This is a genomic window from Cellulomonas massiliensis JC225 (assembly GCF_000312005.1).
Taxonomy (GTDB): Bacteria; Actinomycetota; Actinomycetes; order Actinomycetales; family Cellulomonadaceae; genus Cellulomonas; species Cellulomonas massiliensis.
The window spans coordinates 52,037-75,906 of sequence record NZ_HE978588.1 but is presented as its reverse complement, the minus strand read 5'-3'; the positions used below and the strand labels follow the sequence as shown (position 1 = coordinate 75,906).

Genomic DNA, 23,870 nt, shown 5'->3' with positions numbered 1-23,870 from the left:
GGAGTGCCCGCGCGTCTCGACGCGGTCGTAGCCGAGCGGCTCGCCCGCCGCGATGCGCAGCTGCTCGCGCACGAGGTCGATGCCGCTGACCTCCTCGGTCACCGGGTGCTCGACCTGGAGCCGGGTGTTGACCTCGAGGAACGAGACGGTGCCGTCGAGCCCGACGAGGAACTCGCACGTGCCGGCGCCGACGTACCCGGCCTCGCGCAGGATCGCGACCGACGCGCCGACGAGCTGCTCGCGCTGCTCGGGGGTGAGGAACGGCGCCGGCGCCTCCTCGACGAGCTTCTGGTGGCGGCGCTGCAGCGAGCAGTCGCGCGTGCTCACGACCACGACGGTGCCCTCGGCGTCGGCGAGGCACTGCGTCTCGACGTGGCGGGGCTTGTCGAGGTAGCGCTCGACGAAGCACTCGCCCCGCCCGAACGCGGCGACCGCCTCGCGCACCGCGGACTCGTAGAGCTCGTCGATCTCGTCCGCGCTGCGCACGACCTTGAGGCCGCGGCCGCCGCCGCCGAACGCCGCCTTGATGGCGATCGGCAGGCCGTGCTCGGCGACGAAGGCGTGGATCTCCTCGACGCTCGCGACCGGGTCGGGCGTGCCCGGCACGAGCGGTGCACCCGCGCGCTGCGCGATGTGCCGGGCGCTCACCTTGTCGCCCAGGGCCTCGATGGCCGACGGCGGCGGGCCGATCCACACCAGCCCCGCGTCGAGGACGGCCCGCGCGAAGTCGGCGTTCTCCGCGAGGAACCCGTACCCGGGGTGCACGGCGTCGGCGCCGCTGCGCCGCGCGACGTCGACGATCTTCGCGATGTCCAGGTACGTGTCGGCCGCCCGGGCGCCGCCCAGCGCGTAGGCCTCGTCGGCGAGACCCACGTGCAGCGACTCGCGGTCGGGGTCGGCGTAGACGGCGACGGACGAGATCTGCGCGTCCCGGCACGCCCGGACGATGCGGACGGCGATCTCGCCGCGGTTGGCCACGAGGACCTTGGAGATGAGGGGCACGGCTCACCGTAACGCGAGCCCGCGGCGGCCGGACGGCGCTGCCCGGGCGCGCGGGCAACATTGGAGGACCGCACCGCTGGCGTCGGCCGAGGTTTGTAGGGTCCCGACGATGCGGACGGGGCAGGAGCGTCCCACGGCGGCGGCCGTTGTGCCGGGACGACAACGAGGCCCCGCCCGCGGGCGGCGAGGACGACAGGTCAGCCGCGCCGCCACAGGTCGGTGATCGAGACCTCCACCTGGGCGAGCAGCTCCCGCAGCAGCGGCAGGCTCAGGCCGACGACGCCGTGGTAGTCGCCGTCCATCGACGTGACGAAGGGGCCGCCGAGGCCGTCCACCGTGAACGCCCCGGCGACGTGCAGCGGCTCGCCCGTCGCCACGTACGCGTCGATCTCCGCGTCGCTGAGGTCGGCGAAGCGCACGACCGTCGACGACGTCGCGCCGAGCACCGCCCCGCGGCCGGCGCCGAGCGTGCCCGGTCGCGGGTCGCCGGCGGACGCGTCGGCGTCCCGCTCGTCGACGAGCCAGTGCCCGGTGTGCAGCACCCCCTCGCGCCCGCGCATCGCGCGCCAGCGCTCCACCGCGTCGGCGGCGTCGGCGGGCTTGCCGAGGACCCGGCCGTCGAGCTCGAGCATCGAGTCGCAGCCGAGCACCAGCAGGTCGCCCGCGTCCGCGAGCTCGTCGGGCAGGTGCGCCGCGACGTCCTGCGCCTTGGCCTGCGCGAGGACGAGCACGGCGTCCGCCGGCTCGAGCCCGTCGTAGCGCCGCTCGGCCTCGGCGAGGACGGCCGGCTCGTCGACGGACGACGTCACGACCAGGGGGTCGATGCCCGCGGCGACGAGCGTCGCCCGGCGCGCGGGGGAGGCGGAGGCGAGCAGCAGTCGGGTCACGGGGGCCGAGCCTAGGTCGTGCCGGTCGAGCACGCGCGGGCCCGGACGGAAGTCCGCCCTGGCCCACAGCCGCGGAGGGCACAATGTCCGGGTGAGCCGTGACGTGCGCAAGGGCACCGCCCCCGTCGACGAGACCGAGTTCGACGACCTCACCGACGAGGAGGTCGACGCGCTGCTCGCCGACGACGACCCCGACCTCGAGCGGCCGTCCTCGCTGGCGTGGCGGCGCCGCACGGCCATCGAGATGGTGGTCTCCGGCCTCATCGGGCTGTACGCGTCGTTCGTCCTGTCCATCGAGGCCGTCTACCTCGCCGGGCTCGCCGAGGGCGAGACGCCGAACCTCAGCTGCGACCTGAGCGCCACGATCTCCTGCAGCACGGTCGCGCAGCACTGGGCGGCGACGCTGCTCGGGTTCCCGAACGCGTTCCTCGGCATCGCCGCCGAGGCGGTCGTCCTGACCGTCGCGGTCGCCCTCATCGGCGGCGTGCGCTTCCCGCGGTGGTTCATGCTGACGGCGCAGGTGATCTACACGATCGGCTTCGTGTTCGCGATCTGGCTGTTCGGCATGGCGTTCTTCGTCATCAAGGCGCTGTGCCCGTGGTGCCTGCTCATCACGCTGACCACCACGCTGGTGTGGGCGGGCCTCACGCGCATCAACATCCGCGACGGCGACCTGACCCTGCCCGGCCGGGCCGGCCCCTGGGCACGCCGGTTCGTCGCGCACGGCTACGACTGGTACGTCACGGTCGCGTTCCTCGTCGGCATCGCCGCGATGATCGTCCTGCGCTACGGCGGCTCGATCATCGCCTGACCGACGCCCCCCGCGGGACGACGAGGCGAGACGACGAGGCGGCGGCGACCTACCGGGTCGCCGCCGCCTCGTGGCGTCGAGGGCCTCAGCCCAGCACGGCGGTGCGGAGCACCTCGAGCGGCAGCGCGCCGACGCCGAGCGCCTTGGCGTGGAAGGCCCGCAGGTCCGCCTCGTCGCCCCGCTCCCGGGCGGTCGCGACGTACTCGTCGCGGACCTGCTCCCACAGCCGCTGGCCGACCTTGTACGACGGCGCCTGGCCGGGCCAGCCGAGGTACCGGTTCCACTCGAACCGGATGAACGACTCGGGCATGTTGATGTTCGAGCGCAGCAGCTCCCACCCCTTGTCGGCGTCCCACGTGCCGCCGCCCCAGCGCTCGGGCGCGGGGAGGCCGAGGTGAACGCCCAGGTCGAACACGACGCGGGCGGCCCGCATCCGCTGGCCGTCGAGCATGCCGAGCCGGTCGCCCGGGTCGTCGAGGAAGCCGAGGTCCGCCATCAGCCGCTCGGCGTACAGGGCCCAGCCCTCGCCGTAGCCGGACGTCCAGCACGCGAGCCGTCGCCACGAGTTGAGCGTGTCGCGCGCGCACACCGCCTGGCCGACCTGCAGGTGATGCCCCGGCACGCCCTCGTGGTAGACGGTCGTCTTCTCGCGCCAGGTGTTGAACGTCGTGACGTCCGGCGGCACCGACCACCACATGCGGCCGGGCCGCGTCAGGTCGTCGCTGGGGCCGGTGTAGTAGATGCCGCCGTTCTGCGTCGGCGCGATCCGGCACTCCAGCGTCTTGAGCGGCTCCGGGATGTCGAAGTGCGCGCCGTCGAGGGCGGCGATCGCCGCGTCGGACGTCTCCTGCATCCAGCGCTGCAGCGCCTCCGTGCCCTCGAGCCGGCGGGACGGGTCCTGGTCGAGCAGCGCGACCGCGTCCTGGACGGTCGCACCCGGCCCGGCCACCTGGCCGGCGACCGCCTCCTGCTCGGCCACGACGCGGGCCAGCTCCTCGAGCCCCCAGGCGTAGGTCTCGTCGAGGTCCACCGCGGCGCCGAGGAACGCCCGCGACCACAGCGCGTACCGCTCGCGGCCCGCCGCGTCCTGCTCGGGCGCCTGCGCCGCCAGCTCGTCGCGCAGGAACTCCGCCAGCCGGCCGTACGCCTCGCGCGATGCCGCCGCACCCCGCTCGAGGTCGGCACGCAGCGCGTCGCCGACCTGCGCGCCGCCGACGAACGACGTGAAGAACGAGTCCGCCTCGGCGAGCTCCTGGGCCTGCTGGACCGCCTCGTGCACCTGGCGCACCGCCGCCACCTGCCCTCGGGACGCGGCGAGGCGCAGCGACTCGACGTAGCCCTCGACGGCGCCCGGCAGCTGCTGCAGCCGCGAGGAGACCGCGGCCCAGTCCGACTCGGAGTCGGTCGCCATGAGGTCGAAGACGTCGCGCAGCCCCTGCACGGGGGAGGCGATGTTGTTGAGGTCGCGCAGGTTCTCGCCCGCGGCGTGGAGCTCGAGCTCCAGGCCGAGGCGCTCGCGCATCGCGGCGAGCGTCAGCTCGTCGGTCGCGTCGGCCGGCACCAGGCCCTCCAGGGCCAGGAGGGTCGAGCGCGCGGCGTCCGCGCGGGCGTGGTGGCCCGCGGGGGAGAGGTCGGTCATCTCGGCGTCGTGGCCGGCCACGCCCATCTCGGTGGCGGCGATGGGGTCCAGGCGGGCGTACGTGTCCACGTACGCCTCGGCGACGGCGTCGATCGGGGTCTGCTCGCGAGTGGTCACCGCTCGACCCTAGTGGCCGGCCCCGACGACGCGCGGCCGGGCACGGACGTCAGCCGCGCAGGCTCCAGCGCCACGCGTCGGGGCCGGGCCGGGACGCGACGGGACCCCGCACCCAGCGGCGGTGGTCCGTCCAGGCGGGCGGGTGCGCGAGCGCGGGGTCCTCGACGGGTGCCGTCGCGAGCAGGCCCGCGACGAGGGCCGCGAGCTCGACCTCGTCGGGGGCGCCGCGCACGACGTGCACGTGGGCGCGGTCGGCGTGGTCCGTCGTCATCGGTCGCCCTCCTCGTCGTCCTCGTCGACCTCCTCGAACAGCACCGGAGCGCCGCGCGAGACGCCCCACTCCGTGACCTCGAACCCCGCGTCGACGAGCGCCTGCGCGATGTCCGCGCCGCTGGAGTCGAGCACGTCGAGCACGGAGTCGAGGGAGCGGTCGGAGGCCGCGGGCCCCGGCCCGACGACGAAGCCGAGGTGGAACGAGTCGAGCACCTCGTCGGAGGGCGCCGCGTCGTCGTCGCTCTCGTCCTCGTCGCCCCACGACATGCCGGTGAGGTCGGCGTGCATGCCGAGCCGGGTGTGCAGCAGGTCGTACAGCTCGGCGTTCAGGCCGCCGACCTCGTGCTCGATCGACAGGACGCGAGGGTCCTCGTCCGCCTCGTGCGCCCCGAACTCCGAGCGCACGCCGACGGCCGTGTCGACGTACCGGTGCAGCGCCGCGGCCAGCCGGTCGACCGACGCGTGCAGCTGCTCGGGGTCGACGCCGGTCAGCGGCTCCGGGCCGTGCGCCGCGTCGTCGCCGTGCTCGTGGTCGTGGCCGAGGTCGTCGTGGCCGTGGGCGTCGCTCACAGCGGGATGTTCCCGTGCTTCTTGGGCGGCAGCGCCGCGCGCTTGGTGCGCAGCAGGCGCAGCGCGCGGGTGATCTCGGCGCGTGTCGCCGACGGCTCGATCACCGCGTCGACGTAGCCGCGGTCCGCGGCGTCCCACGGGTTCACGATCGCCTCCTCGTACTCGGCCGTCAGGCGGGAGCGCTCGGCCTCGACGTCGCCGCCGTCCTCCGCCACCTTCTTCAGGGCGCCGCGCTGCAGGATGTTGACGGCGCCCCCGGCGCCCATCACCGCGATCTGCGCGGTCGGCCACGCCAGGTTGACGTCGGCGCCGAGCTGCTTGGAGCCCATGACGATGTACGCGCCACCGTACGCCTTGCGGGTGATCACCGTGACGAGCGGGACGGTGGCCTCCGCGTAGGCGTAGATGAGCTTGGCACCGCGGCGGATGATGCCGTTCCACTCCTGGTCGGTGCCGGGCAGGAAGCCCGGGACGTCGACGAACGTCAGCACCGGCACGTTGAACGCGTCGCACGTGCGCACGAAGCGCGCCGCCTTCTCGGCGGCGTTGATGTCGAGCGTGCCGGCCATCGACTGCGGCTGGTTCGCGACGATCCCGACGGGGTGCCCCTCCACGTGCCCGAAGCCGACGATGACGTTCTGCGCGTACAGCGGCTGCACCTCGAGCAGCACGCCGTCGTCGAGCACCGTCTCGACCACCGTGCGCATGTCGTACGGCTGGTTGTCGGAGTCCGGGACGAGCGTGTCGAGCGCCTCGTCCTCGGGCGACGGCGACAGGTCGCTCTCGTGCGGGAACACCGGCGGGTCGGTGAGGTTGTTCTGCGGCAGGTAGGCGAGCAGCGACCGGACGTAGTCGATGGCGTCGTCCTCGTCGTGCGCGAGGTAGTGCGCCACGCCCGAGCGCGTGTTGTGCGTGCTCGCGCCACCGAGCTCCTCGAAGCCGACGTCCTCGCCCGTGACCGCCCGGATGACGTCCGGGCCGGTGATGAACATGTTCGACGTGCCGTCGGCCATCACGATGAAGTCGGTGAGCGCCGGCGAGTACACGGCACCGCCCGCCGACGGTCCGAGGATGAGGCTGATCTGCGGGATCACCCCGCTGGCGGCGACGTTGCGGCGGAAGATCTCGGCGAACTGGGTGAGCCCGGCCACGCCCTCCTGGATGCGCGCGCCACCGCCGTCGCTGATGCCGATCAGCGGGACCCCCGTGCGCAGCGCCAGGTCCATCACCTTGGTGATCTTCTGGCCGTGGACCTCGCCCAGGCTGCCGCCGAACACCGTGAAGTCCTGCGAGTACACGGCGACGGGGCGGCCGTCGACCGTGCCGTGGCCGGTGACCACGCCGTCGCCCGGCACGCGCCGGCGCTCGAGCCCGAAGTTCGTGGAGCGGTGCCGGACGATCGCGTCGATCTCCGTGAACGAGCCCTCGTCGAGCAGCGCCTCGATGCGCTCGCGCGCCGTCTTCTTGCCGCGCGCGTGCTGCTTCTCCGCGGCGCCCTGCTCGGCGGCCTCGGCGGCGCGGCGGCGTTCCGCCAGGTCGGCGAGCTTGGCCGCGGTCGAGCGCGGGGGCGAGGGGGTCCGGGTCTCCGTCACCCGACCGAGGCTAGTTGTCGGCACCCGCACACGGGCTGCAGGGCGATGACGGGTTTCGCCCCGCGTGTCCGTCGGGATCCCACAACCGGCGGCGGGCACCGCAGGTCCGTCAGCCCGCGACGCCGGGCATTCGTGCGGGCCATGATGGCCCGCATGACGTCCGCCGTCCCGCCGCGTCCGCCGCTCGACCCGTCCCTCGTCCGCTCGCTGCTCGAGGCGCCCGACGGCCCGCTCGCGCGGGTCGAGGTCGTCGCGTCCACAGGGTCGACGAACGAGGACGTCGTCGCCGCGCTGCGCGCCGACCCCGACGCGTGGCCGGACCGCAGCGTGCTGGTGGCGGACCACCAGGTCGCCGGCCGCGGCCGCGCGGGCCGGACGTGGGAGACGCCCGCAGGGACGGCCCTCACCTGCACCTTCGTCCTGCGCGCGCCCCCCGGCGGCAGGTCGCTCGGGTGGCTGCCGCTCGTGGCGGGCCTCGGGGCCGTGCACGCGCTGCGCGCGACCGCCGGGGTGGCGGCGGCGCTCAAGTGGCCGAACGACCTGCTGGTGCCCGCCGACGACGAGCTGGAGGGGTGGGGCCCGTACCGCAAGGTCGGCGGCATCCTCACGGAGCTCGTCCCGCGCCCGGACGGCGCGGCCGCCGTCGTCGTGGGCGTCGGCGTCAACGTGCTCCAGGGACCGGCAGAGCTGCCGGTGCCGTGGGCGACCTCGCTCGCGCTCGCGGGCGCCCGGCACGTGGACCGGCTCGGGGTCCTGACCGCGCTCGTCGACGCGCTGGACGAGGTGGGGCGCCGCTGGCGAGACGCGGCGGGCGACGTGGCGGCCGCGGGGCTCGCGGGCGAGGTGGCGGACGTGTGCGCGACGCTCGGGGCGCGGGTGGCGGTCGACCTGCCGGGCGGCGAGGTCGTGACCGGTCTGGCGTCGCGGCTCGACGCCGACGGCGCGCTCGTGGTGTCCGGCCAGAACGGCGACGAGCGCCGCGTGCTGGCCGGTGACGTGCGTCACCTGCGCGTCGTGTGAACTACCCTCGCAGGGTGTCCGAGGGCGAGCAGGCAGCGGCGACGTCGCCGTCCGACGTGACGCCCGGCGCGGACCCCGCGCCGGCGGACGGCGCCGACTCCTCGACCGTCGCCGAGATCGACGCCGCCCTGCTCGGCGGCGCACGCGTGCTGTCGCTGCGCGACCTGGCCGAGCGCGCCAGGGTCGGCGTCGACGTGGCCTCCGCGTTCTGGACGACGCTCGGGCTGCCGCACGCCGACCCCGACGACCACGTGTACACCGACCTCGACGCGCAGGCCGTCGACCGGGCGGCCGCGCTGGTGCGCGAGCACGGCCTCGACCTGCGGACCGTCGTCTCCCTGACGCGCGCGCTCGGGCACACGTCCGACCGTCTCGCGCTGTGGCAGGTCGAGGCCCTCGTCGAGGACATGACGAACCGCTACGAGCTGGACGACGCCACGGCCCGGCTGCTGGTGCTCGACCGCCTCGTCGAGCTGGCACCGGTGCTCGAGGCGCAGCTCGTGCACTCCTACCGCCGGCAGCTCGCGGCGATCGCGGGCCGGTACGCCGCGGAGTACGCGGAGATGGGCGACCCCGGCCTCGACAACCGGGCGCTGCCGCTCGCGCGCGCCGTCGGGTTCGCCGACATGGTGTCGTTCACCCGCCGCACGGCGGGCCTCGGCTCGACCGACCTCTCGCAGTTCGTCCAGCGCTTCGAGGCGGCGGCCCGGGACGTCGTGACGGAGAACGGCGGGCGGGTCGTCAAGACCATCGGCGACGCGGTGCTCTTCGTCGCGGACGAGGCGGTGACCGGGGCCGCCGTCGCGTGCGGGCTGGCGGACGCGCTGGGGCGCGAGCTCGACGTGGACCGCGAGCGGCGCACCGGCGGGCTCGCCGAGGGGGCGCGAGGCGTCACCCCGGTCCGTGTGAGCCTCGTCTGGGGCCGGGTGCTGTCCCGCTTCGGCGACGTCTTCGGGCCCACCGTCAACCTGGCGGCGCGGCTCGCGGACATCGCGGAGCCCAGCACCGTCCTCACCGACCCGGCCACGGCGGCCGTCCTGCGCGGGGACGCCCGGTTCGAGCTCGACGAGCTGGAGCCGCGCGACCTGGCGGGCATCGGCGTGGTCCACCCCGTGCGCCTCTCCCGCGCCTGACGCCCGCCCGGGCCGGCCGGCGGAGGCTGCGAGACACCGCCGGGCAATGCGCGGGTCAACCGCGTGGTGAGCGTCGCCCAGGCGTCCGCCAGTTTTCTCGAAACGATTCGACACGCCTCGTCCGCGGTGCGACGATCGAGGTCCGATGACCACGCGCCCCACCCCCCGCCTCGCACCCGCCCCTCCCGCCGGCTCCTCCCCGTCCGACGACCCGCTCGAGCTCGGCACGCCTCCCGTCGGCGAGGGTGCGCCCGTGGCCCCCGGTCCGACCGACGCCGTCGAGGCGCCCGGCACGGAGCCCACCGGCGCCCCGGCGGCCGGGTCGACGCCGCACTACCGGCCGAACGCCAAGTACGTCCTCATGCTCGGCCTGATGTGCGCGCTGCCGGCCATCTCGACGGACATCTACCTGCCGTCGCTGCCCGAGGTCGCGCGCGACCTGCAGACCTCGGCGACCGCCGCGCAGCTCACGATGACCGCGATGATGATCGGCGGTGCGGTCGGGCAGCTCGTCATCGGCCCGCTGTCGGACCGGTTCGGCCGTCGTCGGCCCGTGCTCGTCGGCGTCGCGCTGCACGTCGTGACGTCGGTGCTGTGCGCGGTGGCCCCCGCGATCCTCCCGCTGATCGGGCTGCGCGCGGCGCAGGGCTTCTTCAACGCGTCCGCGACCGTCGTGGCCATGGCGGTCATCCGCGACCGCTTCGTCGGCTCCGACGCGAGCCGCCTGATGTCCCGGCTCATGCTCGTCATCGGCGTCGCGCCGCTGTTCGCGCCCTCGATCGGAGGTCTGATCGCGGGTCAGCTGGGCTGGCGCGCGGTCTTCGGTGCGCTCGGGCTGTTCGGCGTCGTCCTGTGGTTCGCCGTGTGGCTGCGGCTGCCCGAGACGCTCCCGGCCCACCGGCGACGTACCGGCGGCCTGCGCACCGCGCTGTCCGGGTACCGCTCGCTGTTCCGCGACCGGACGTTCCTCGGGCTCGCGCTCCTGCCCGGGCTCGCCAGCGCGATGCTCATGAGCTACGTCGTCGCGTCGCCGTTCGTGCTGCGCGAGGGGTTCGGGATGTCGAGCCTCGAGTTCTCCCTCGTGTTCGCGGTCAACGGGATCGGCCTGGTGGCCGGGGCCCAGGTGAACGCGGCCCTCGTCCAGCGCGTGGCGCCGATCCGGATCCTGCGCGTCGCGGTGCCGGTGGCCGTCGTCCTGACCGGCACCATGGTCGTGCTGGCGCTGACCGGTGCCGGCGGCCTGCTGGGCCTGCTCGTCGGGCTGTGGGCGTCCCTCACCCTCGTCAACTTCATCCCGCCCAACGCGTCGGCCCTCGCGCTGACGCGCCACGGCGAGATCGCGGGCACCGCCGCCGCGCTCATCGGGGCGTTCCAGGCGGGGGTCGGCGGGCTCGTCAGCCCGCTGTCCGGGCTGCTCGGCGGCGACGCGCTCGCGATGACCGCGGTGATGGCCGGCGCGTCCCTGCTCGGTCTCGTCGTGCTCGCCGTCGCGACGCCGGCCTACCACCGGGGCGGGGCCTGGGCGACCGTCTGACGCGGCCGTCCGCGGACCGTCAGCCCGCCGGGCGCAGCGCCGCCAGGCGCTCGACGGCCTCCCGGAGGACCTCGTCGCGCTTGACGAAGGTGAGCCGGACCCACGAGCGCAGCTCCGCGTCGGTCGTCGAGCCCGGCCGCGTGAACGCGCCGACCGGCACCGCGACGACCCCGGCGAGCGCGGGCAGCCGCCGGCACAGCTCGGTGCCGTCGTCGTGGCCGAGCGGACGCCCGTCGGCCAGCACGAAGTACGTGCCCTGCGGCCGGACGACGCCGAAGCCGGCCGCCGTCAGCCCCTCCACGAGCAGGTCGCGTCGACGCTCGAGCGACGCCGCGAGCTCCCGCACCCAGCGCGCGACGCCCGGGTCGCCCAGGGCGAACGCCACCGCCGGCTGCAGCGGCGCGGCGTTGACGTAGGTGAGGAACTGCTTCACGGTCCGGACGGCCTCGACGAGCGCTGCGGGCCCCGTCACCCAGCCGACCTTCCACCCGGTGAACGAGTACGTCTTGCCCGCCGAGGAGATCGTCAGCGTGCGCTCCGCCATGCCGGGCAGCGTCGCGATCGGCACGTGCCGCAGGCCGTCGAAGACGAGGTGCTCGTACACCTCGTCGGTGACGACGACCGCGTCGTGCCGTACCGCCAGGCGCGCGACCGCCTCCAGCTCCTCGCGCGAGAGCACCGCGCCCGTGGGGTTGTGCGGGGTGTTGAGCAGGACGAGCCGGGTGCGGTCGGTGAACGCGGCCTCGAGCGCCTCCAGGTCGACCCGGAACCCCTGCGGCGTCGCGCGCAGGGGAGCGGTGGTGTGCCGCGCGCCCGCCAGGGCGATGTCCGCGGCGTACGCGTCGTAGTACGGCTCCAGCGTGAGGACCTCGTCGCCCGGCCCGGCGAGGGCCAGCACGGCGGCCGCGAGCGCCTCGGTCGCACCGGCGGTGACGAGCACCTCGCGGTCCGGGTCGGGCGTGAGGCCGTACCGGTCGCGCTGGTGCTCGGCCACCGCGCGCCGCAGCTCCGGGATCCCGGGGCCGGGCGGGTACTGGTTCGCCCCGGCCGCGAGGGCGTCCTGCGCCGCGCGCACGACGGCGGCGGGCCCGTCGACGTCGGGGAAGCCCTGGCCCAGGTTGACGGCGCCGGTCGCGGCCGCGAGCGCGGACATCTCGGCGAAGACGGTGGACCGCACGGAGCCGTCGGCGCCGAGCAGGCCCGTGGCGGCGGCGACGTCACGCCAGCGGAGGTTCACACGGGCGAGGATAGGGGCCGCCCGCGACGCGACCCGTCGCGCGCGGCGGGCGCGTCCGGGACACTGGGCGGCACCCGACCACTGGAGGAACCACGATGGGCACCCCTCGTCGCCCCCTCGCCGCGCTCGCGCTCACGGGCCTGCTCGCGGTCGCACCGCTGGCCGCCTGCTCCGACTCCGACCTGGACCGCGTCCGGGAGGGCGCGCAGGACGCCGCCTCCCAGGCGCAGGACGCCGTCGGCCAGGCGCGCGAGGCCGTGGAGTCGGCCCGGGCGCAGGCGGACGAGGCCCGCGCCGCGGTCGACCGGGCCCGCACGCAGCTCGAGCAGCTCCAGGGCGAGTCGCGCACGCAGGCCGAGAAGGCCGTCACCGACGCGCAGACGGCGGTCGAGGACGCGCAGGCCGCGCTGGAGAAGGCCCGCTCCGACGCGTCGGCCGACGGGCAGCAGGCCGTCGCGGACGCGCGCCGGCAGGTCGAGGACGCCACGGCGGAGCTCGACAAGGCCCGCCAGGAGGCGTCCGGATCGGCGGCGGACGGCCTGGACTCCCTCGCGACCGAGCTCTCGCGCCTCGGCGACCAGCTGCGCGACGCGTCCGGCAGCTGACCGCACGCGGCCGCGCACGACCCCGGACGCACGACGCCCCGCCCCGCCGTGAGGCGGGACGGGGCGTCGGAGCGAGCGGCGGGCCGGTGGGAGGACGGAGCCCGCCGGTGACGGACCTCAGGCCTGCGCCGGCTCGCTCCTGCGGCGACGGACGTCCTCCAGCGACGTGCCGTAGTAGGCCGCGGTCATGATGTCCTTCATGTCGTCGATCATCGGCATGCGCGGGTTCGCCGGGGCGCACTGGTCCTCGTAGGCACCCATCGCGACCTCGTCGAGGCGGCTGACGAACTGCTGCTCGTCCACGCCCTGCGCCTGGAACGACGCCGGGATGCCGACCTTGGCGCGCAGCGCCTCGACCGCGATCGCGTAGGACTCGACGCCCTCGGCCGGCGTCGCCGCCGGGAGGCCGAGCATCTGCGCGATCTGCTGGAACCGCTCGGGAGCCACGTAGGACTCGTACTTCGGCCAGCTCGTGAGCTTGGTCGGGACCGTGCCGTTGTAGCGGATCACGTGCGGCAGCAGGGTCGCGTTCGTCCGGCCGTGCACCAGGTGGTACGTGGAGCCGATGACGTGCGCCATCGCGTGCACGATTCCCAGGAACGCGTTGCCGAACGCCATGCCGGCGATCGTCCCGGCGTTGTGCATCTTCTCGCGGGCGTCCTGCGTGGCCGGGTCGGTCGGGTCGCCGTTCACGGACTGCGCGAGGTTGTCGAAGATGAGCCGGATCGCCTGCAGCGCCATGCCGTCGGTGAAGTCGTTGGCGTAGACCGACACGTACGCCTCGGTGGCGTGCGTGAGGGCGTCGAAGCCCGAGTCGGCGGCCAGCGAGCGCGGCATCTTGCTCGTCAGCACCGGGTCGATGATCGCGACCGTCGGCGTCAGGGCGTAGTCCGCGAGCGGGTACTTCTTGCCGGCGTCGGGGTCGGAGATGACGGCGAACGGCGTGACCTCGGCGCCCGTGCCCGACGTCGTCGGGATGCAGACGAGCTTGGCCAGGTCGCCCAGCACCGGGAACTTGAACGCACGCTTGCGGACGTCGAAGAACTTCTGCTTGAGGTCGGAGAAGACGATCTCCGGGTGCTCGTACAGCAGCCACATGACCTTCGCGGCGTCCATCGGCGAGCCGCCCCCGAGCGCGATGATCGTGTCGGGCCGGAAGTGCCGCATGCTCGCGGCGCCCTTCTGCACGGTCCGGACGGACGGCTCCGGCTCGACCTCGTCGATGATCTGGACGGCGACCTTGGTGCCGCGCCGGTTGAGCACGTCGAGCACCTTGTCGACGAAGCCCAGGGTCGTCATGGTCGCGTCGGTGACGATCGTGACGCGCTCGACGTCGGCCATGTCGGCGAGGTAGCGGATGGCGTTCGGCTCGAAGTAGGTCTTCGCCGGCACCTTGAACCACTGCAGGTTGTTGTTCCGACGACCGACGCGCTTGACGTTGATGAGGTTCACCGCCGAGACGTTGTTGGACACCGAGTTGTGGCCGTAGGAGCCGCAGCCCAGCGTCAGCGAGGGGATGAAGGCGTTGTAGATGTCGCCGATGCCGCCGAGCGACGAGGGGGCGTTCGCGATGACGCGGATCGCCTTGACGCGACGGCCGAACTCGACCGTCAGCGCCTCGTCGCGGGTGTGGATCGCGGCCGAGTGGCCCAGGCCGTCGAACTCGACCATGCGCTCGGACAGGCTGATGCCCTCCTCGGTGCTGGTCGCGCGCAGGACCGCGAGCACGGGGCAGAGCTTCTCGCGCGTCAGCGGCTCCTGCGGGCCGACGCCGCCCTCGACCTCGGCCAGGATGATCGACGTGTCGGCCGGGACCGTGAAGCCGGCCTGCTCGGCGATCCAGACGGGCGACTTGCCGACCACGGCGGGGTTGAGCTTCGCGCCGGCGCAGTTCTCGCCGCCGGCCTCGGCGCCGAAGATGAACCGCTCGAGCAGGGCCTTCTCGGCGGGCGTCGTGCGGTAGGCGTGCAGCCGGGCGAACTCGGCCATCGCGTCGTCGTAGATCTCGGCGTCGATGATGGCCGCCTGCTCGGAGGCGCAGATCACGCCGTTGTCGAAGCACTTGGACATGACGACGTCGTTGATGGCGCGGGCAAGCTTGGCCGTCTTCTCGATGTAGGCCGGGACGTTGCCGGCGCCGACGCCGAGCGCCGGCTTCCCGCACGAGTACGCGGCCTTGACCATCGCGTTGCCGCCGGTCGCGAGGATGGTCGCGACGCCCGGGTGGTTCATGAGCGCGCCGGTCGCCTCGAGCGACGGGGCCTCGACCCACTGGATGCAGTGCTCGGGCGCGCCGGCGGCGACCGCGGCGTCGCGGACGACCTTCGCGGCGGCGACGGACGAGCGCTGGGCGTTCGGGTGGAACGCGAAGATGATCGGGTTGCGCGTCTTGAGCGAGATGAGCGACTTGAAGATCGCGGTCGACGTCGGGTTGGTCACCGGCGTGATGCCCGCGATGACGCCCACGGGCTCGGCGATCTCCGTGATGCCGTTGAGCTCGTCGACGTGGATGACGCCGACCGTCTTGAGGTCGGCCATCGAGTTCGTCACGTGCTCGCACGCGAAGATGTTCTTGACGGCCTTGTCCTCGAAGACGCCGCGGCCGGTCTCGTCGACCGCCATCTTCGCGAGCACGCCGTGCTGGTCCAGGGCGGCGACCGAGCCCTTCTTGACGAAGCGGTCGACGTCCTCCTGCGTCATCGACGCGAACTCGGCGAGCGCCTTCGTGGCGTTGGCGACGAGCTGGTCGACGGCTGCCGCGACGTCCACCTCCGCCGTGACGGCTGCGGCCGGTGCGGCCGCGGGGGTACTGGACTTCTTCGCCTTGCTCGTCGTCGTGGTCACCGGACTCTCCCTGCGTCTCGTGGGTGCCGGCGGGTTCTGCGCTGGAGTGCGGTGCCGACGTCTACGACGCTAGGGGCGAAGTCGTCCCATGAAATGGGGCAAAGGTCCCGAGGACGTGGTGCGCGCCACGCCGGGCCGCGCAGGCCCCGGGGAAGGGCCTAGAGCAGGCCGGCGGCCGCCGTGAGGCCGGCGACGACGAGGAGGCCGACGGACATCACGGCGCTCACGACCCACCACTCCCAGTGGCGGTGCCGCAGCTCGCGCTGCACCTGTCGTTCGGCCATGTCTTCAAGATCGGCAGGTGGAGTGTGACGGACAACGCACCACGCGGATCGATCCGGAATTCACCCGACCGGACGGCAGGGACGAGGCCTGTCGCGACACACGGGCGGCGCCCGGGCGGGCCGCGACCCGGTTGCGCGCACAGCGACGCCCCGCCCGGCGCGTGGTCGCGCCCGGACGGGGCGTCGGGGCGGGGGCGGTCCAGCGTCGGGGGGACGACGCGACCGCTCGTGAGGTGTGGACCTCACGCTCCCGCCAGGCGGTCCGGTTGCCCTCCAGCGGCGTGCGGACCGCGGCCAGTGCCTCGGCCGCCGCTCCGGCAGGTCGTGCCGCAGCGACGAGACGAACCTACGAGCGCACGGGCCCGCGAGGGCGGGACCAACGTCCCGGCGGCCGCCCCCAGTGCGCGCCGTGCCGGACGGGCGCGGAGGCTTGCGCCCCGGGCCGATGTGAGCGTTAACATACGACAGCGCCGCCGACGCGGGCGGTGCGACGACGCGAGCGAAGGAGCCCGCCGATGCCCAGCCCGGACCTCGGAGCCGTGCGCGCGGCCCTCGTCGACGGGCGCACCAGCCTGGGCATCGAGCTCGGCTCGACGCGCATCAAGGCCTGCCTCGTGGGCCCGGACCACAGCCCGATCGCCGGCGGCAGCCACGACTGGGAGAACCGCTTCGTCGACCGGACGTGGACGTACACGCTCGAGGACGTGTGGGAGGGCCTGCAGGCCTGCACGGCGGACCTGCTGCGCGACGTCGAGGCCCGCTACGGGGTGCGCCCGACGACGTTCCGGGCGCTCGGGGTGTCCGCGATGATGCACGGCTACCTGGCGTTCGACGCCGACGGCGAGCTGCTCGTGCCGTTCCGCACGTGGCGCAACACCAGCACGGAGCGCGCGGCGGCCGAGCTCACGGCGGTGCTGGAGCACAACGTCCCGCTGCGGTGGTCGGTGGCCCACGTGCACCAGGCGGTGCTCGATGAGGAGCCGCACGTGCCGCGGATCGCGTTCCTCACGACGCTCGCGGGGTACGTGCACTGGCGCCTCACCGGCCGGCGCGTGCTCGGCGTGGGCGACGCGTCCGGCATGTTCCCGGTGGACCCCGCGACGCGCGACTACGACGCCGACCGCCTCGGCCGGTTCGACGCGCTGCTCGCCGGCCGGCTGCCCGCCCCGCTCGTCGAGCTCCTCCCGCAGGTGCTCGTCGCGGGCCAGGACGCGGGCTCGCTCACCGCCGAGGGCGCGGCGCTGCTGGACCCGACCGGCACGCTGCAGCCGGGGATCCCGCTGTGCCCGCCGGAGGGGGACGCCGGGACCGGCATGGTCGCGACCCACGCGGTGGCGCCCCGCACCGGCAACGTCAGCGTCGGGACGAGCGTCTTCGCGATGGTCGTGCTGGAGAAGCCGCTCGCGCAGGTGCACCCCGAGGTGGACCTCGTCACGACGCCCGCCGGGGACCTGGTCGCGATGGTGCACTGCAACAACGGCGCCAGCGAGCTCGCCGCGTGGGCGCAGGTGCTCGGCTCGTTCGCCGGCGCTCTCGGCCACGACGACGACCCCGACGCGGTGTTCGAGGCGCTGCTGCGCGCGGCGCTCGACGGGGAGCCGGACGGCGGCGGCCTGCTGGCCTACAACTACCTGGCGGGCGAGCCGATCACCGGGCTGCCGGAGGGTCGCCCTCTCGTCGTCCGCACACCCGGCTCCCGGCTCAGCCTCGCCAACCTCGCCCGCGTGCAGGTGTACGGCGTCTTCGCGACGCTCAGCCTCGGCATGCGCGTGCTCGCCCGCGAGGGCGTCGCGCTCGACTCGCTCGTCGCGCACGGCGGGGTCTTCCGCACGGCCGGCGTCGCGCAGCGCTTCCTGGCGGCGGCGGTGGACGCGCCGGTCGCGGTGGGCCGCAGCGCGGGCGAGGGCGGCGCGTGGGGGATCGCCGTCCTCGCGTCCTACCTCGCGGCCGCGCGGGAGCGGGACCTGCACGCGTTCCTGGACGAGGTGTTCGCGGACGCCGAGGTCGACGTCGTGGCGCCGGACGCCGACGACGTGGCGGGGTACGCCGCCTACCTGGACGCGTACGAGGCCGGGCTGGCGATCGAGCGCGCCGCGGTGGACGCCACGGCGGCGGGCCCCGGCCGATGAGCGGGCTGCAGGGCCACCCCGCCCGGGTGCGCGACGAGGTCGCCCGCGTGCGCGAGGTCGTCGCCCGCCTGCACGCGGAGCTGCCGCGCTGGGAGCTCGTGGTGTGGACCGCCGGCAACGTCTCGCAGCGCGTCGTGGTGGGCGACGCCCCCGGCCCCGCCGACCTGCTCGTCATCAAGCCGTCGGGCGTCACGTACGACGAGCTGACGGCGGACTCGATGGTGGTGTGCGACCTCGACGGCACGCTCGTCGACGGTGACCGTGCGCCCTCGTCGGACACCGCCGCCCACGCGTACGTCTACCGCCACCTGCCGCACGTCGGCGGCGTCGTGCACACCCACTCGACGTACGCGACCGCCTGGGCCGCCCGCGGGGAGCCCGTGCCGTGCGTGCTCACGATGATGGCCGACGAGTTCGGCGGGCCGATCCCGGTCGGCCCCTTCGCGCTCATCGGCGACGACTCCATCGGCCGCGGGATCGTCGAGACGCTGTCCGGCTCGCGCAGCCGCGCCGTGCTCATGCGCAACCACGGCCCGTTCACCATCGGGCGGGACGCGCGGGACGCCGTCAAGGCCGCGGTCATGGTGGAGGAGGTCGCGCGCACCGTCCACCTGGCGCGCCAGCTGGGCGAGCTCGTCCCGATCGCGCCCGACGACGTCGACCGGCTGTACGCCCGCTACCAGCACGTCTACGGGCAGGGGGACTCGGCACCCGTCGAGCCGCTCCCCGCGCCCGCCGACGCACCGCTCGAGGATCAGGAGAGCACCCGATGAAGCCCTACGCCGAGCACGAGGTCTGGTTCCTCACCGGCAGCCAGGACCTGTACGGCGAGGAGACGCTGCGCGAGGTGGCGGAGCAGTCCCAGGAGGTCGCCCGGGCCCTCGACGCGTCCGGCGACGTGCCCGCGCGGGTCGTCTGGAAGCCGGTGCTCAAGGACTCGTCCTCGATCCGCCGCGCGATGCTCGACGCCAACGCCGACGACCGGGTGCTCGGCGTCGTCACGTGGATGCACACGTTCAGCCCCGCGAAGATGTGGATCCACGGCCTGGCCGCGCTCGCCAAGCCGCTCCTGCACCTGCACACGCAGGCGAACGTCGAGCTGCCCTGGGACACCATCGACTTCGACTTCATGAACCTCAACCAGGCGGCGCACGGCGACCGGGAGTACGCCTACGTCGCGGCGCGGATGGGTGTCACGCGCACGACGGTCGCCGGGCACGTGAGCGACCCGGCCGTCACGCGGCGCGTCGGGACGTGGGTGCGGGCCGCCGCCGGCCGCGCGGCGACCCAGTCGCTGCGCCTGGCCCGCTTCGGCGACAACATGCGCAACGTCGCGGTGACGGAGGGCGACAAGACCGAGGCGGAGGTGCGGTTCGGGGTCTCGGTGAACACGTGGGGCGTCAACGACCTCGTCGCGGCCGTCGCCGAGGTCGCGGACGCGGACGTGGACACGCTGGTCAAGGAGTACGAGGACCTCTACGACGTGGTGCCCGAGCTGCGGGCGGGCGGCGAGCGCCACGAGTCTCTGCGGTACGCCGCGCGGCAGGAGGTCGCGCTGCGCACGCTGCTCGAAGGGCTGGGTGCCCGCGCGTTCACGACGAACTTCGAGGACCTCGGCGACCTGCGGCAGCTGCCGGGGCTGGCCGTCCAGCGGCTGATGGCCCAGGGCTACGGCTTCGGCGCCGAGGGCGACTGGAAGACGGCCGTGCTGGTGCGCGCCGCGAAGGTCATGGGCGAGGGCCTGCCGGGCGGCGCCTCGCTGATGGAGGACTACACCTACGACCTCACGCCTGGGCACGAGCTGATCCTGGGCGCGCACATGCTCGAGATCTGCCCCTCGCTCACCACGTCGACGCCCCGCGTCGAGATCCACCCGCTCGGCATCGGCGGCAAGGACGACCCCGTGCGCATGGTGTTCGACGCCGACCCGGGCGAGGGCGTCGTCGTCTCGCTGGCGGACATGCGCGACCGGTTCCGGCTCACCGCGAACGTCGTGGACGTCGTGGCGGCGCCCGCCCCGCTGCCGCACCTGCCGGTGGCCCGCGCGGTGTGGCGGCCCCGGCCCGACTTCCGGACCAGCGCCGAGTGCTGGCTGACCGCCGGCGGGGCGCACCACACGGTCATGTCGACGGCGGCCGGTGTCGAGGCGTTCGAGATCTTCGCCGACCTGGCCGGTGCCGAGCTGCTCGTGATCGACGAGCAGACGACGCGCCGCGGGTTCCGGGACCAGGTCCGCTGGAACGCGGCCTACCACCGGCTGGCCGCCGGGCTCTGAGCCGCCGACGGGCGGCCGCCCTCCCAGCTCCGGGCGGCCGCCGGTCGGCGCGCGGTCAGCCGTGCAGGCGCCGCAGCAGGTCCTCGAGGAGCGGCCCGGCCGTCGTCGAGCCGTAGTCGCCCTCCGCGACGAACACGGCCACGGCGAGGTCGCCCTGCACCGCGATCATCCACGCGTGGTTCTTCGTCCCGCCGGTCGGGCCGAACTGGGCGGTGCCGGTCTTCGCGGCCACCTCGCCGCCCGGGGCGTCCTGCAGGAAGGTCGCGCCGCCCTCGGTGACCACGGAGCGCATGAGCGAGCGCAGGGCGTCCGCCTCGTCAGCTGTGAGCGGCTCGGCGTCCCGGCCGCCGTCGGGCGCGGCGCTCGGGCTCCGCGCGCCGTCGTCCGGCACGACGAGCCGGGGGTGCACGGTGGCGCCGCGCGCGACGGACGCCGCGACCGTGGCCATGCCCAGCGGCGAGGCGAGCACCTGGCCCTGGCCGATGAGCGCGGCCGCGTGCGCGGTGCCGTCGGCCCGCGCGGGCACCTCGCCGAAGAACCCGGAGGCGCCGAGGTCGGCCTGACCGGTCAGACCGAGCGAGCCAGCGGCCGCGGCCACCTCGTCCATCGGCGCCTTGTCGCGCTCGGCGATGAACGCCGCGTTGCACGAGTTCGCGAACGCGGTGCGCAGCGACACCGTCCCGAGCCGGTCGGACGGGTAGTCGGGGAAGTTGCGGAACTCACGGCCGTCGACGTCGACCGAGGGGGTGCACGCGACCTCGCTGTCGGGGGTGAGGCCGGCGCGCAGCAGCGCCAGCGTGGTGACGACCTTGAACGTCGAGCCCGGCGGGTACTGACCCAGGGTCGCGGTCGAGAGCCCGTCGCCGCCCGGCCCGCTCGCCGCCGCCAGCACGTCGCCCGTCGAGGGTCGGATCGCGACGATGGCGGAGGCCGGCCCGACCTGGCGCAGCACCGCCTCGGCGGCCTTCTGCACCCCGACGTCGAGCGTGGTGCGCAGGGGCGTGCCCGCGACCGCCTCGACGCGGAACAGCTCCCGCTCCGCTCCGTCCGCGCCGACGGCCGTCACGGCGACGCCCGGCCGCCCGCGCAGCTGCGCGTCGTACTGCCGCTGCAGCCCGGACAGCCCGGCGAGGTCGCCGGCGACGACGGCGCCCTTCGACTGCTCGACGAGCTCCGCGGTCGCCTGGCCCACCGTGCCGAGGACCGGGCGGGCGAACGTCCGGGTCGGCGCCAGCGGCAGCGTGTCCGGCACGGCGTTGACGCCCGTCATGCCCGCGAGCCGCGCGACGTCGTAGCCGCGGTCGGAGTCGCGCACGACAATCGCCTCGACGAACGCCTTCGGGCCCGCGGCCGCGACGCGCTGGACGTAGGCGTCGACGTCGAGCTCGAGCGCCTTCGCCAGGGAGGCGGCCGCCTTGGCCTGACCCGCGGCGTCCACGCGGGTCTTGTCGATCCCGATCCGGTGCACCGGCCGCGGCTCGACGATCGGGCTGCCGTCACCGGCGAGCACGTCGGCGCGCGGCGGGCGGTCCCGCTCGACGACGAGCCGCTCGCCGTCGGTGAGGTCCGGCGCCAGGTCGGCGGCCGTCAGCGTGGTGCGCCAGACGTCCGCGTCGTCGCGAACCATCTCCGCGCTCGTCGTGTACGTCCACTCGTCGTCGCGGTCGGGCACGTCCCACGTCCACGCGAGCTGCACCGTCGCCTTCGCGTCGTCGTCCTCGTCGAGGACCGGCGTGGCGACCACGGTGGCCGTCCAGCCCGACAGGCCCTCGAAGGCCGCGGTGCGGGTCGCGGTCAGCCGCTGCACGTTCGTGTCCGCGAGGTCGAGGCTGGCGAGGTCGCCGGCCGGGAGCACGGCCGCGAGCTGCTCGGCGGCCTGGCGCGGCCCGGGCGGGCTCGACGTGCACGCCGCCAGCCCGGGGAGCACGAGGAGCCCGACCGCAGCCGCCCCCACCCATCGCCGCCGCGTCGCGCGTCGCACCTGCCGCCCCCTCGTCGTCGCTGCTCGTGGCCCCGGCGCAGCCCGGCCCGTGCCAGGGGCGGGGTCGCGGGGGGACGGGTCGCGCCGTGCCACGGCGGCCCAGGGCGAGCCTGCCACCCCGCGCCGACACGCGGGACCGCTTTCGCGGATCCCCGCCACCGCCGAGATCGTGAGCTCGGCCCGAGATCGTGACGTCCACGTGCCGATCTCGGGCCGAAGTCACGATCTCGGGCTCGGGTCAGGGGCGCAGGAGGACCTTGGTGGCCCGGCGCTCGTCCATCGCGGCGTAGGCCTCGGCGACCTGCGCGAGGGGCAGCTCGAGGTCGAAGACCCGCCCGGGCTCGATCCGCCCGTCGAGCACCTCGGGGAGCAGCTCCTCGATGTACCCGCGCACCGGGGCGACGCCGCCGCGGACGCCGACGTTCGAGTCGAACATCGTCCGGACCGGCAGCTCGGGGCCGCCGTTCGGGACGCCGACGAAGCCCACCTGGCCGCCGGGCCGCGCCGACCGCAGCGCCTGGTCCATCGACTCCTTCGTCCCCACGCACTCCAGCACGACGTCCGGGCCGATCCCGCCGAACATGTCCTTCAGGCGCGCGACGCCGTCGTCGCCGCGCTCGGGGACGACGTCGGTGGCGCCGAAGGCCCGCGCGAGCGCCTGGCGCTGCTCGTGCCGCGACATGGCCACGACGCGCGAGGCCCCGAGGCGCGTCGCGGCGATGACGGCGCAGAGGCCGACCGCACCGTCGCCGACCACCGCGACCGTCGAGCCCGGGCGCACGCCGCCCGAGACCGCGGCGTGGTGCCCGGTACCCATCACGTCGGACAGCGTCAGCACGCCGGGGAGCAGCGCGTCGTCGGGCTGCCCGCCCGGCACGACGACCAGCGTGCCGTCGGCCTGCGGCACGCGGACCCGCTCGCCCTGGCCGCCGTCGCCCGAGTTGCCCTCGGTGTCGGCGCCGCCCCACCAGCCGCCGTGCAGGCACGAGGTGCTGACGCCGTTGCGGCAGTTCGCGCACGTCCCGTCGCAGACGTAGAAGGGCGCGATGACGAAGTCGCCGACGGCCATGCGCGCGACGTCGGTGCCGACCTCCTCGACGACACCCACGAACTCGTGCCCGATGCGGTGCGGGTGGCGCGTCGGCGTCACCCCGCGGTAGGGCCACAGGTCCGAGCCGCACACGCACGCGGCGACGACGCGCACGACCGCGTCGGTCCCGAACCGCAGGACGGGGTCGGGGACCTCCTCGAGCCGGATGTCCCGCTCCCCGTGGATGACCGTCGCGCGCATGCGTCCTCGTCTCAGTCTCGCGGTGCCCGCCGTGGGCCCCGGGACAATCTAGGACGGGTCCCGCGGGCGCGCGTCGTCGGGCGGGATACGGTCGGCGGAGGCGGGAGCGCCCGCCGCCGTGACGAGGAGACGCCGTGGCGACTGCAGCCGGGACGAGCGAGTACGACCGGTTCGGGCCGTGGGTCGACGAGGTCCGTACGCCGGACGACGTCCCGCGGCTGTTCCGCGGCCACGGGCTCACGTTCGGCGACGACGAGCTCGTGGTCAAGGTGCCGCGCGACGTCGCCCGGCGGGACGCGACGCCCGACATGGACCTGTACGACCACCTGCTCGCGCTCGGGCCCGACGAGCTGACCGTCCTCAGCCGGCCGGGGGCCCGCGGCGTGCCGGCCGACGCGGCCACCGGCGCCTACGCGGCGCGTGCGGTCCGGCTCGCGGACGTGGCCGCCGTGCGCGACTCGGTGAGCATGCTCGACGGCCGGCTCGACGTGCTCGCACGTGACGGCCGCACGGTCGCCGTGCCCTACAACGGCTCCTCGCGGCCGAGCGTGGAGCGCCTCGTCGCGCTGCTGCGGGACCGCCTGCCGGCCACGCCACCGAGCCGCGCCGGGTCCGCGCTGCGCGCGGCCGGGCACGCAGCGGCGCC

19 protein-coding genes and 1 pseudogene are annotated in these 23,870 nt (G+C 74.8%); 9 read left to right on the top strand and 11 right to left on the bottom strand.

The features are described from left to right. A partial coding sequence (locus tag HGCM_RS16200) for an acetyl-CoA carboxylase biotin carboxylase subunit (protein ID WP_218917025.1) occupies positions 1 to 1,002 on the bottom strand: 1,002 nt, incomplete at its 3' end. Between the two features lie 197 nt (positions 1,003 to 1,199). Further along, the gene (locus HGCM_RS00370) at positions 1,200 to 1,889 is read right to left on the bottom strand and encodes a Maf family protein (RefSeq protein ID WP_019134916.1); all 690 of its coding nucleotides are present in this window, start codon (positions 1,887 to 1,889) and stop codon (positions 1,200 to 1,202) included. Positions 1,890 to 1,980: 91 nt separating this feature from the next. Here HGCM_RS00370 and HGCM_RS00365 point away from each other — a divergent pair, with 91 nt between their 5' ends. Continuing rightward, the gene (locus HGCM_RS00365) at positions 1,981 to 2,700 is read left to right on the top strand and encodes a vitamin K epoxide reductase family protein (protein ID WP_019134915.1); all 720 of its coding nucleotides are present in this window, start codon (positions 1,981 to 1,983) and stop codon (positions 2,698 to 2,700) included. Positions 2,701 to 2,785: 85 nt separating this feature from the next. On the opposite strand, the gene HGCM_RS00360 is transcribed toward HGCM_RS00365, so the two are convergent. The 4 genes from HGCM_RS00360 to HGCM_RS00345 are packed head-to-tail and all read right to left on the bottom strand — an operon-like array spanning position 2,786 to position 6,891. Continuing rightward, a complete protein-coding gene (locus HGCM_RS00360) occupies positions 2,786 to 4,456 on the bottom strand; it encodes a DUF885 domain-containing protein (RefSeq protein ID WP_019134914.1) in 1,671 nt (556 codons plus the stop codon). 49 nt (positions 4,457 to 4,505) lie between these two features. Beyond that, the gene (locus tag HGCM_RS00355) at positions 4,506 to 4,727 is read right to left on the bottom strand and encodes an acyl-CoA carboxylase epsilon subunit (RefSeq protein ID WP_019134913.1); all 222 of its coding nucleotides are present in this window, start codon (positions 4,725 to 4,727) and stop codon (positions 4,506 to 4,508) included. Continuing rightward, positions 4,724 to 5,299 (bottom strand): hypothetical protein, encoded by a 576-nt coding sequence (locus HGCM_RS00350; RefSeq protein WP_019134912.1) that lies wholly within the window; start codon positions 5,297 to 5,299, stop codon positions 4,724 to 4,726. Before HGCM_RS00350 ends, HGCM_RS00355 begins: the two co-directional genes overlap by 4 nt. Next, the gene (locus tag HGCM_RS00345) at positions 5,296 to 6,891 is read right to left on the bottom strand and encodes an acyl-CoA carboxylase subunit beta (RefSeq protein ID WP_019134911.1); all 1,596 of its coding nucleotides are present in this window, start codon (positions 6,889 to 6,891) and stop codon (positions 5,296 to 5,298) included. Before HGCM_RS00345 ends, HGCM_RS00350 begins: the two co-directional genes overlap by 4 nt. Positions 6,892 to 7,044: 153 nt before the next feature. On the opposite strand from HGCM_RS00345, the gene HGCM_RS00340 reads away from it, so the two are divergent. The 3 genes from HGCM_RS00340 to HGCM_RS00330 all read left to right on the top strand — a co-directional run bounded on the left by HGCM_RS00340 (position 7,045) and on the right by HGCM_RS00330 (position 10,578). Continuing rightward, complete coding sequence (locus HGCM_RS00340) at positions 7,045 to 7,911, top strand: biotin--[acetyl-CoA-carboxylase] ligase (protein ID WP_019134910.1); 867 nt, start codon at positions 7,045 to 7,047, stop codon at positions 7,909 to 7,911. Positions 7,912 to 7,925: 14 nt separating this feature from the next. Then, positions 7,926 to 9,044, top strand: coding sequence for an adenylate/guanylate cyclase domain-containing protein (locus tag HGCM_RS00335; protein WP_019134909.1), 1,119 nt, complete (start codon positions 7,926 to 7,928; stop codon positions 9,042 to 9,044). A 145-nt stretch (positions 9,045 to 9,189) separates the two neighbouring features. Beyond that, the gene (locus tag HGCM_RS00330; RefSeq protein WP_019134908.1) at positions 9,190 to 10,578 is read left to right on the top strand and encodes a multidrug effflux MFS transporter; all 1,389 of its coding nucleotides are present in this window, start codon (positions 9,190 to 9,192) and stop codon (positions 10,576 to 10,578) included. A gap of 19 nt (positions 10,579 to 10,597) precedes the next feature. Here HGCM_RS00330 and HGCM_RS00325 read toward each other — a convergent pair whose 3' ends face one another. After that, the gene (locus HGCM_RS00325; RefSeq protein ID WP_019134907.1) at positions 10,598 to 11,815 is read right to left on the bottom strand and encodes a pyridoxal phosphate-dependent aminotransferase; all 1,218 of its coding nucleotides are present in this window, start codon (positions 11,813 to 11,815) and stop codon (positions 10,598 to 10,600) included. A gap of 95 nt (positions 11,816 to 11,910) precedes the next feature. Between HGCM_RS00325 and HGCM_RS00320 the strand changes: the two genes are divergently transcribed. After that, positions 11,911 to 12,420 (top strand): hypothetical protein, encoded by a 510-nt coding sequence (locus tag HGCM_RS00320; RefSeq protein ID WP_019134906.1) that lies wholly within the window; start codon positions 11,911 to 11,913, stop codon positions 12,418 to 12,420. Between the two features lie 117 nt (positions 12,421 to 12,537). Here the strand turns inward: HGCM_RS00320 and adhE are convergent, their stop codons facing one another. Further along, positions 12,538 to 15,264, bottom strand: a complete 2,727-nt coding sequence (adhE, locus tag HGCM_RS00315) for a bifunctional acetaldehyde-CoA/alcohol dehydrogenase (RefSeq protein ID WP_019134905.1) — start codon at positions 15,262 to 15,264, stop codon at positions 12,538 to 12,540. Between the two features lie 158 nt (positions 15,265 to 15,422). Further along, complete coding sequence (locus HGCM_RS00310; RefSeq protein WP_026075146.1) at positions 15,423 to 15,548, bottom strand: hypothetical protein; 126 nt, start codon at positions 15,546 to 15,548, stop codon at positions 15,423 to 15,425. A gap of 515 nt (positions 15,549 to 16,063) precedes the next feature. On the opposite strand from HGCM_RS00310, the gene HGCM_RS00305 reads away from it, so the two are divergent. The 3 genes from HGCM_RS00305 to araA are packed head-to-tail and all read left to right on the top strand — an operon-like array spanning position 16,064 to position 19,952. After that, a complete protein-coding gene (locus tag HGCM_RS00305) occupies positions 16,064 to 17,677 on the top strand; it encodes a xylulokinase (RefSeq protein ID WP_019134903.1) in 1,614 nt (537 codons plus the stop codon). Further along, positions 17,674 to 18,450: an L-ribulose-5-phosphate 4-epimerase gene (locus HGCM_RS00300; protein WP_019134902.1), complete on the top strand. Its 777-nt coding sequence runs from the start codon at positions 17,674 to 17,676 to the stop codon at positions 18,448 to 18,450. The genes HGCM_RS00305 and HGCM_RS00300 overlap by 4 nt, the downstream gene beginning before the upstream one ends. Beyond that, positions 18,447 to 19,952, top strand: coding sequence for an L-arabinose isomerase (araA, locus tag HGCM_RS00295; protein ID WP_019134901.1), 1,506 nt, complete (start codon positions 18,447 to 18,449; stop codon positions 19,950 to 19,952). The genes HGCM_RS00300 and araA overlap by 4 nt, the downstream gene beginning before the upstream one ends. A 55-nt stretch (positions 19,953 to 20,007) precedes the next feature. Here the strand turns inward: araA and HGCM_RS00290 are convergent, their stop codons facing one another. Together HGCM_RS00290 and HGCM_RS00285 are read right to left on the bottom strand one after the other, a co-directional pair. Next, positions 20,008 to 21,933: a penicillin-binding transpeptidase domain-containing protein gene (locus HGCM_RS00290; protein ID WP_026075145.1), complete on the bottom strand. Its 1,926-nt coding sequence runs from the start codon at positions 21,931 to 21,933 to the stop codon at positions 20,008 to 20,010. A gap of 238 nt (positions 21,934 to 22,171) precedes the next feature. Beyond that, positions 22,172 to 23,224: a zinc-dependent alcohol dehydrogenase family protein gene (locus HGCM_RS00285; RefSeq protein ID WP_019134899.1), complete on the bottom strand. Its 1,053-nt coding sequence runs from the start codon at positions 23,222 to 23,224 to the stop codon at positions 22,172 to 22,174. Between the two features lie 134 nt (positions 23,225 to 23,358). Here HGCM_RS00285 and HGCM_RS19520 point away from each other — a divergent pair. Continuing rightward, a pseudogene (locus HGCM_RS19520) lies at positions 23,359 to 23,870 on the top strand (hypothetical protein); the annotation flags it as partial.

Coding starts and splice junctions, on each gene's coding strand:
- araA (WP_019134901.1), top strand. CDS start 18,447: ATGAAGCCCTACGCCGAGCACGAGGTCTGGTTCCTCACCGGCAGCCAG.
- HGCM_RS00300 (WP_019134902.1), top strand. CDS start 17,674: ATGAGCGGGCTGCAGGGCCACCCCGCCCGGGTGCGCGACGAGGTCGCC.
- HGCM_RS00310 (WP_026075146.1), bottom strand. CDS start 15,548: ATGGCCGAACGACAGGTGCAGCGCGAGCTGCGGCACCGCCACTGGGAG.
- HGCM_RS00305 (WP_019134903.1), top strand. CDS start 16,064: ATGCCCAGCCCGGACCTCGGAGCCGTGCGCGCGGCCCTCGTCGACGGG.
- HGCM_RS00285 (WP_019134899.1), bottom strand. CDS start 23,224: ATGCGCGCGACGGTCATCCACGGGGAGCGGGACATCCGGCTCGAGGAG.
- HGCM_RS00330 (WP_019134908.1), top strand. CDS start 9,190: ATGACCACGCGCCCCACCCCCCGCCTCGCACCCGCCCCTCCCGCCGGC.
- HGCM_RS00320 (WP_019134906.1), top strand. CDS start 11,911: ATGGGCACCCCTCGTCGCCCCCTCGCCGCGCTCGCGCTCACGGGCCTG.
- HGCM_RS00340 (WP_019134910.1), top strand. CDS start 7,045: ATGACGTCCGCCGTCCCGCCGCGTCCGCCGCTCGACCCGTCCCTCGTC.
- HGCM_RS00355 (WP_019134913.1), bottom strand. CDS start 4,727: ATGACGACGGACCACGCCGACCGCGCCCACGTGCACGTCGTGCGCGGC.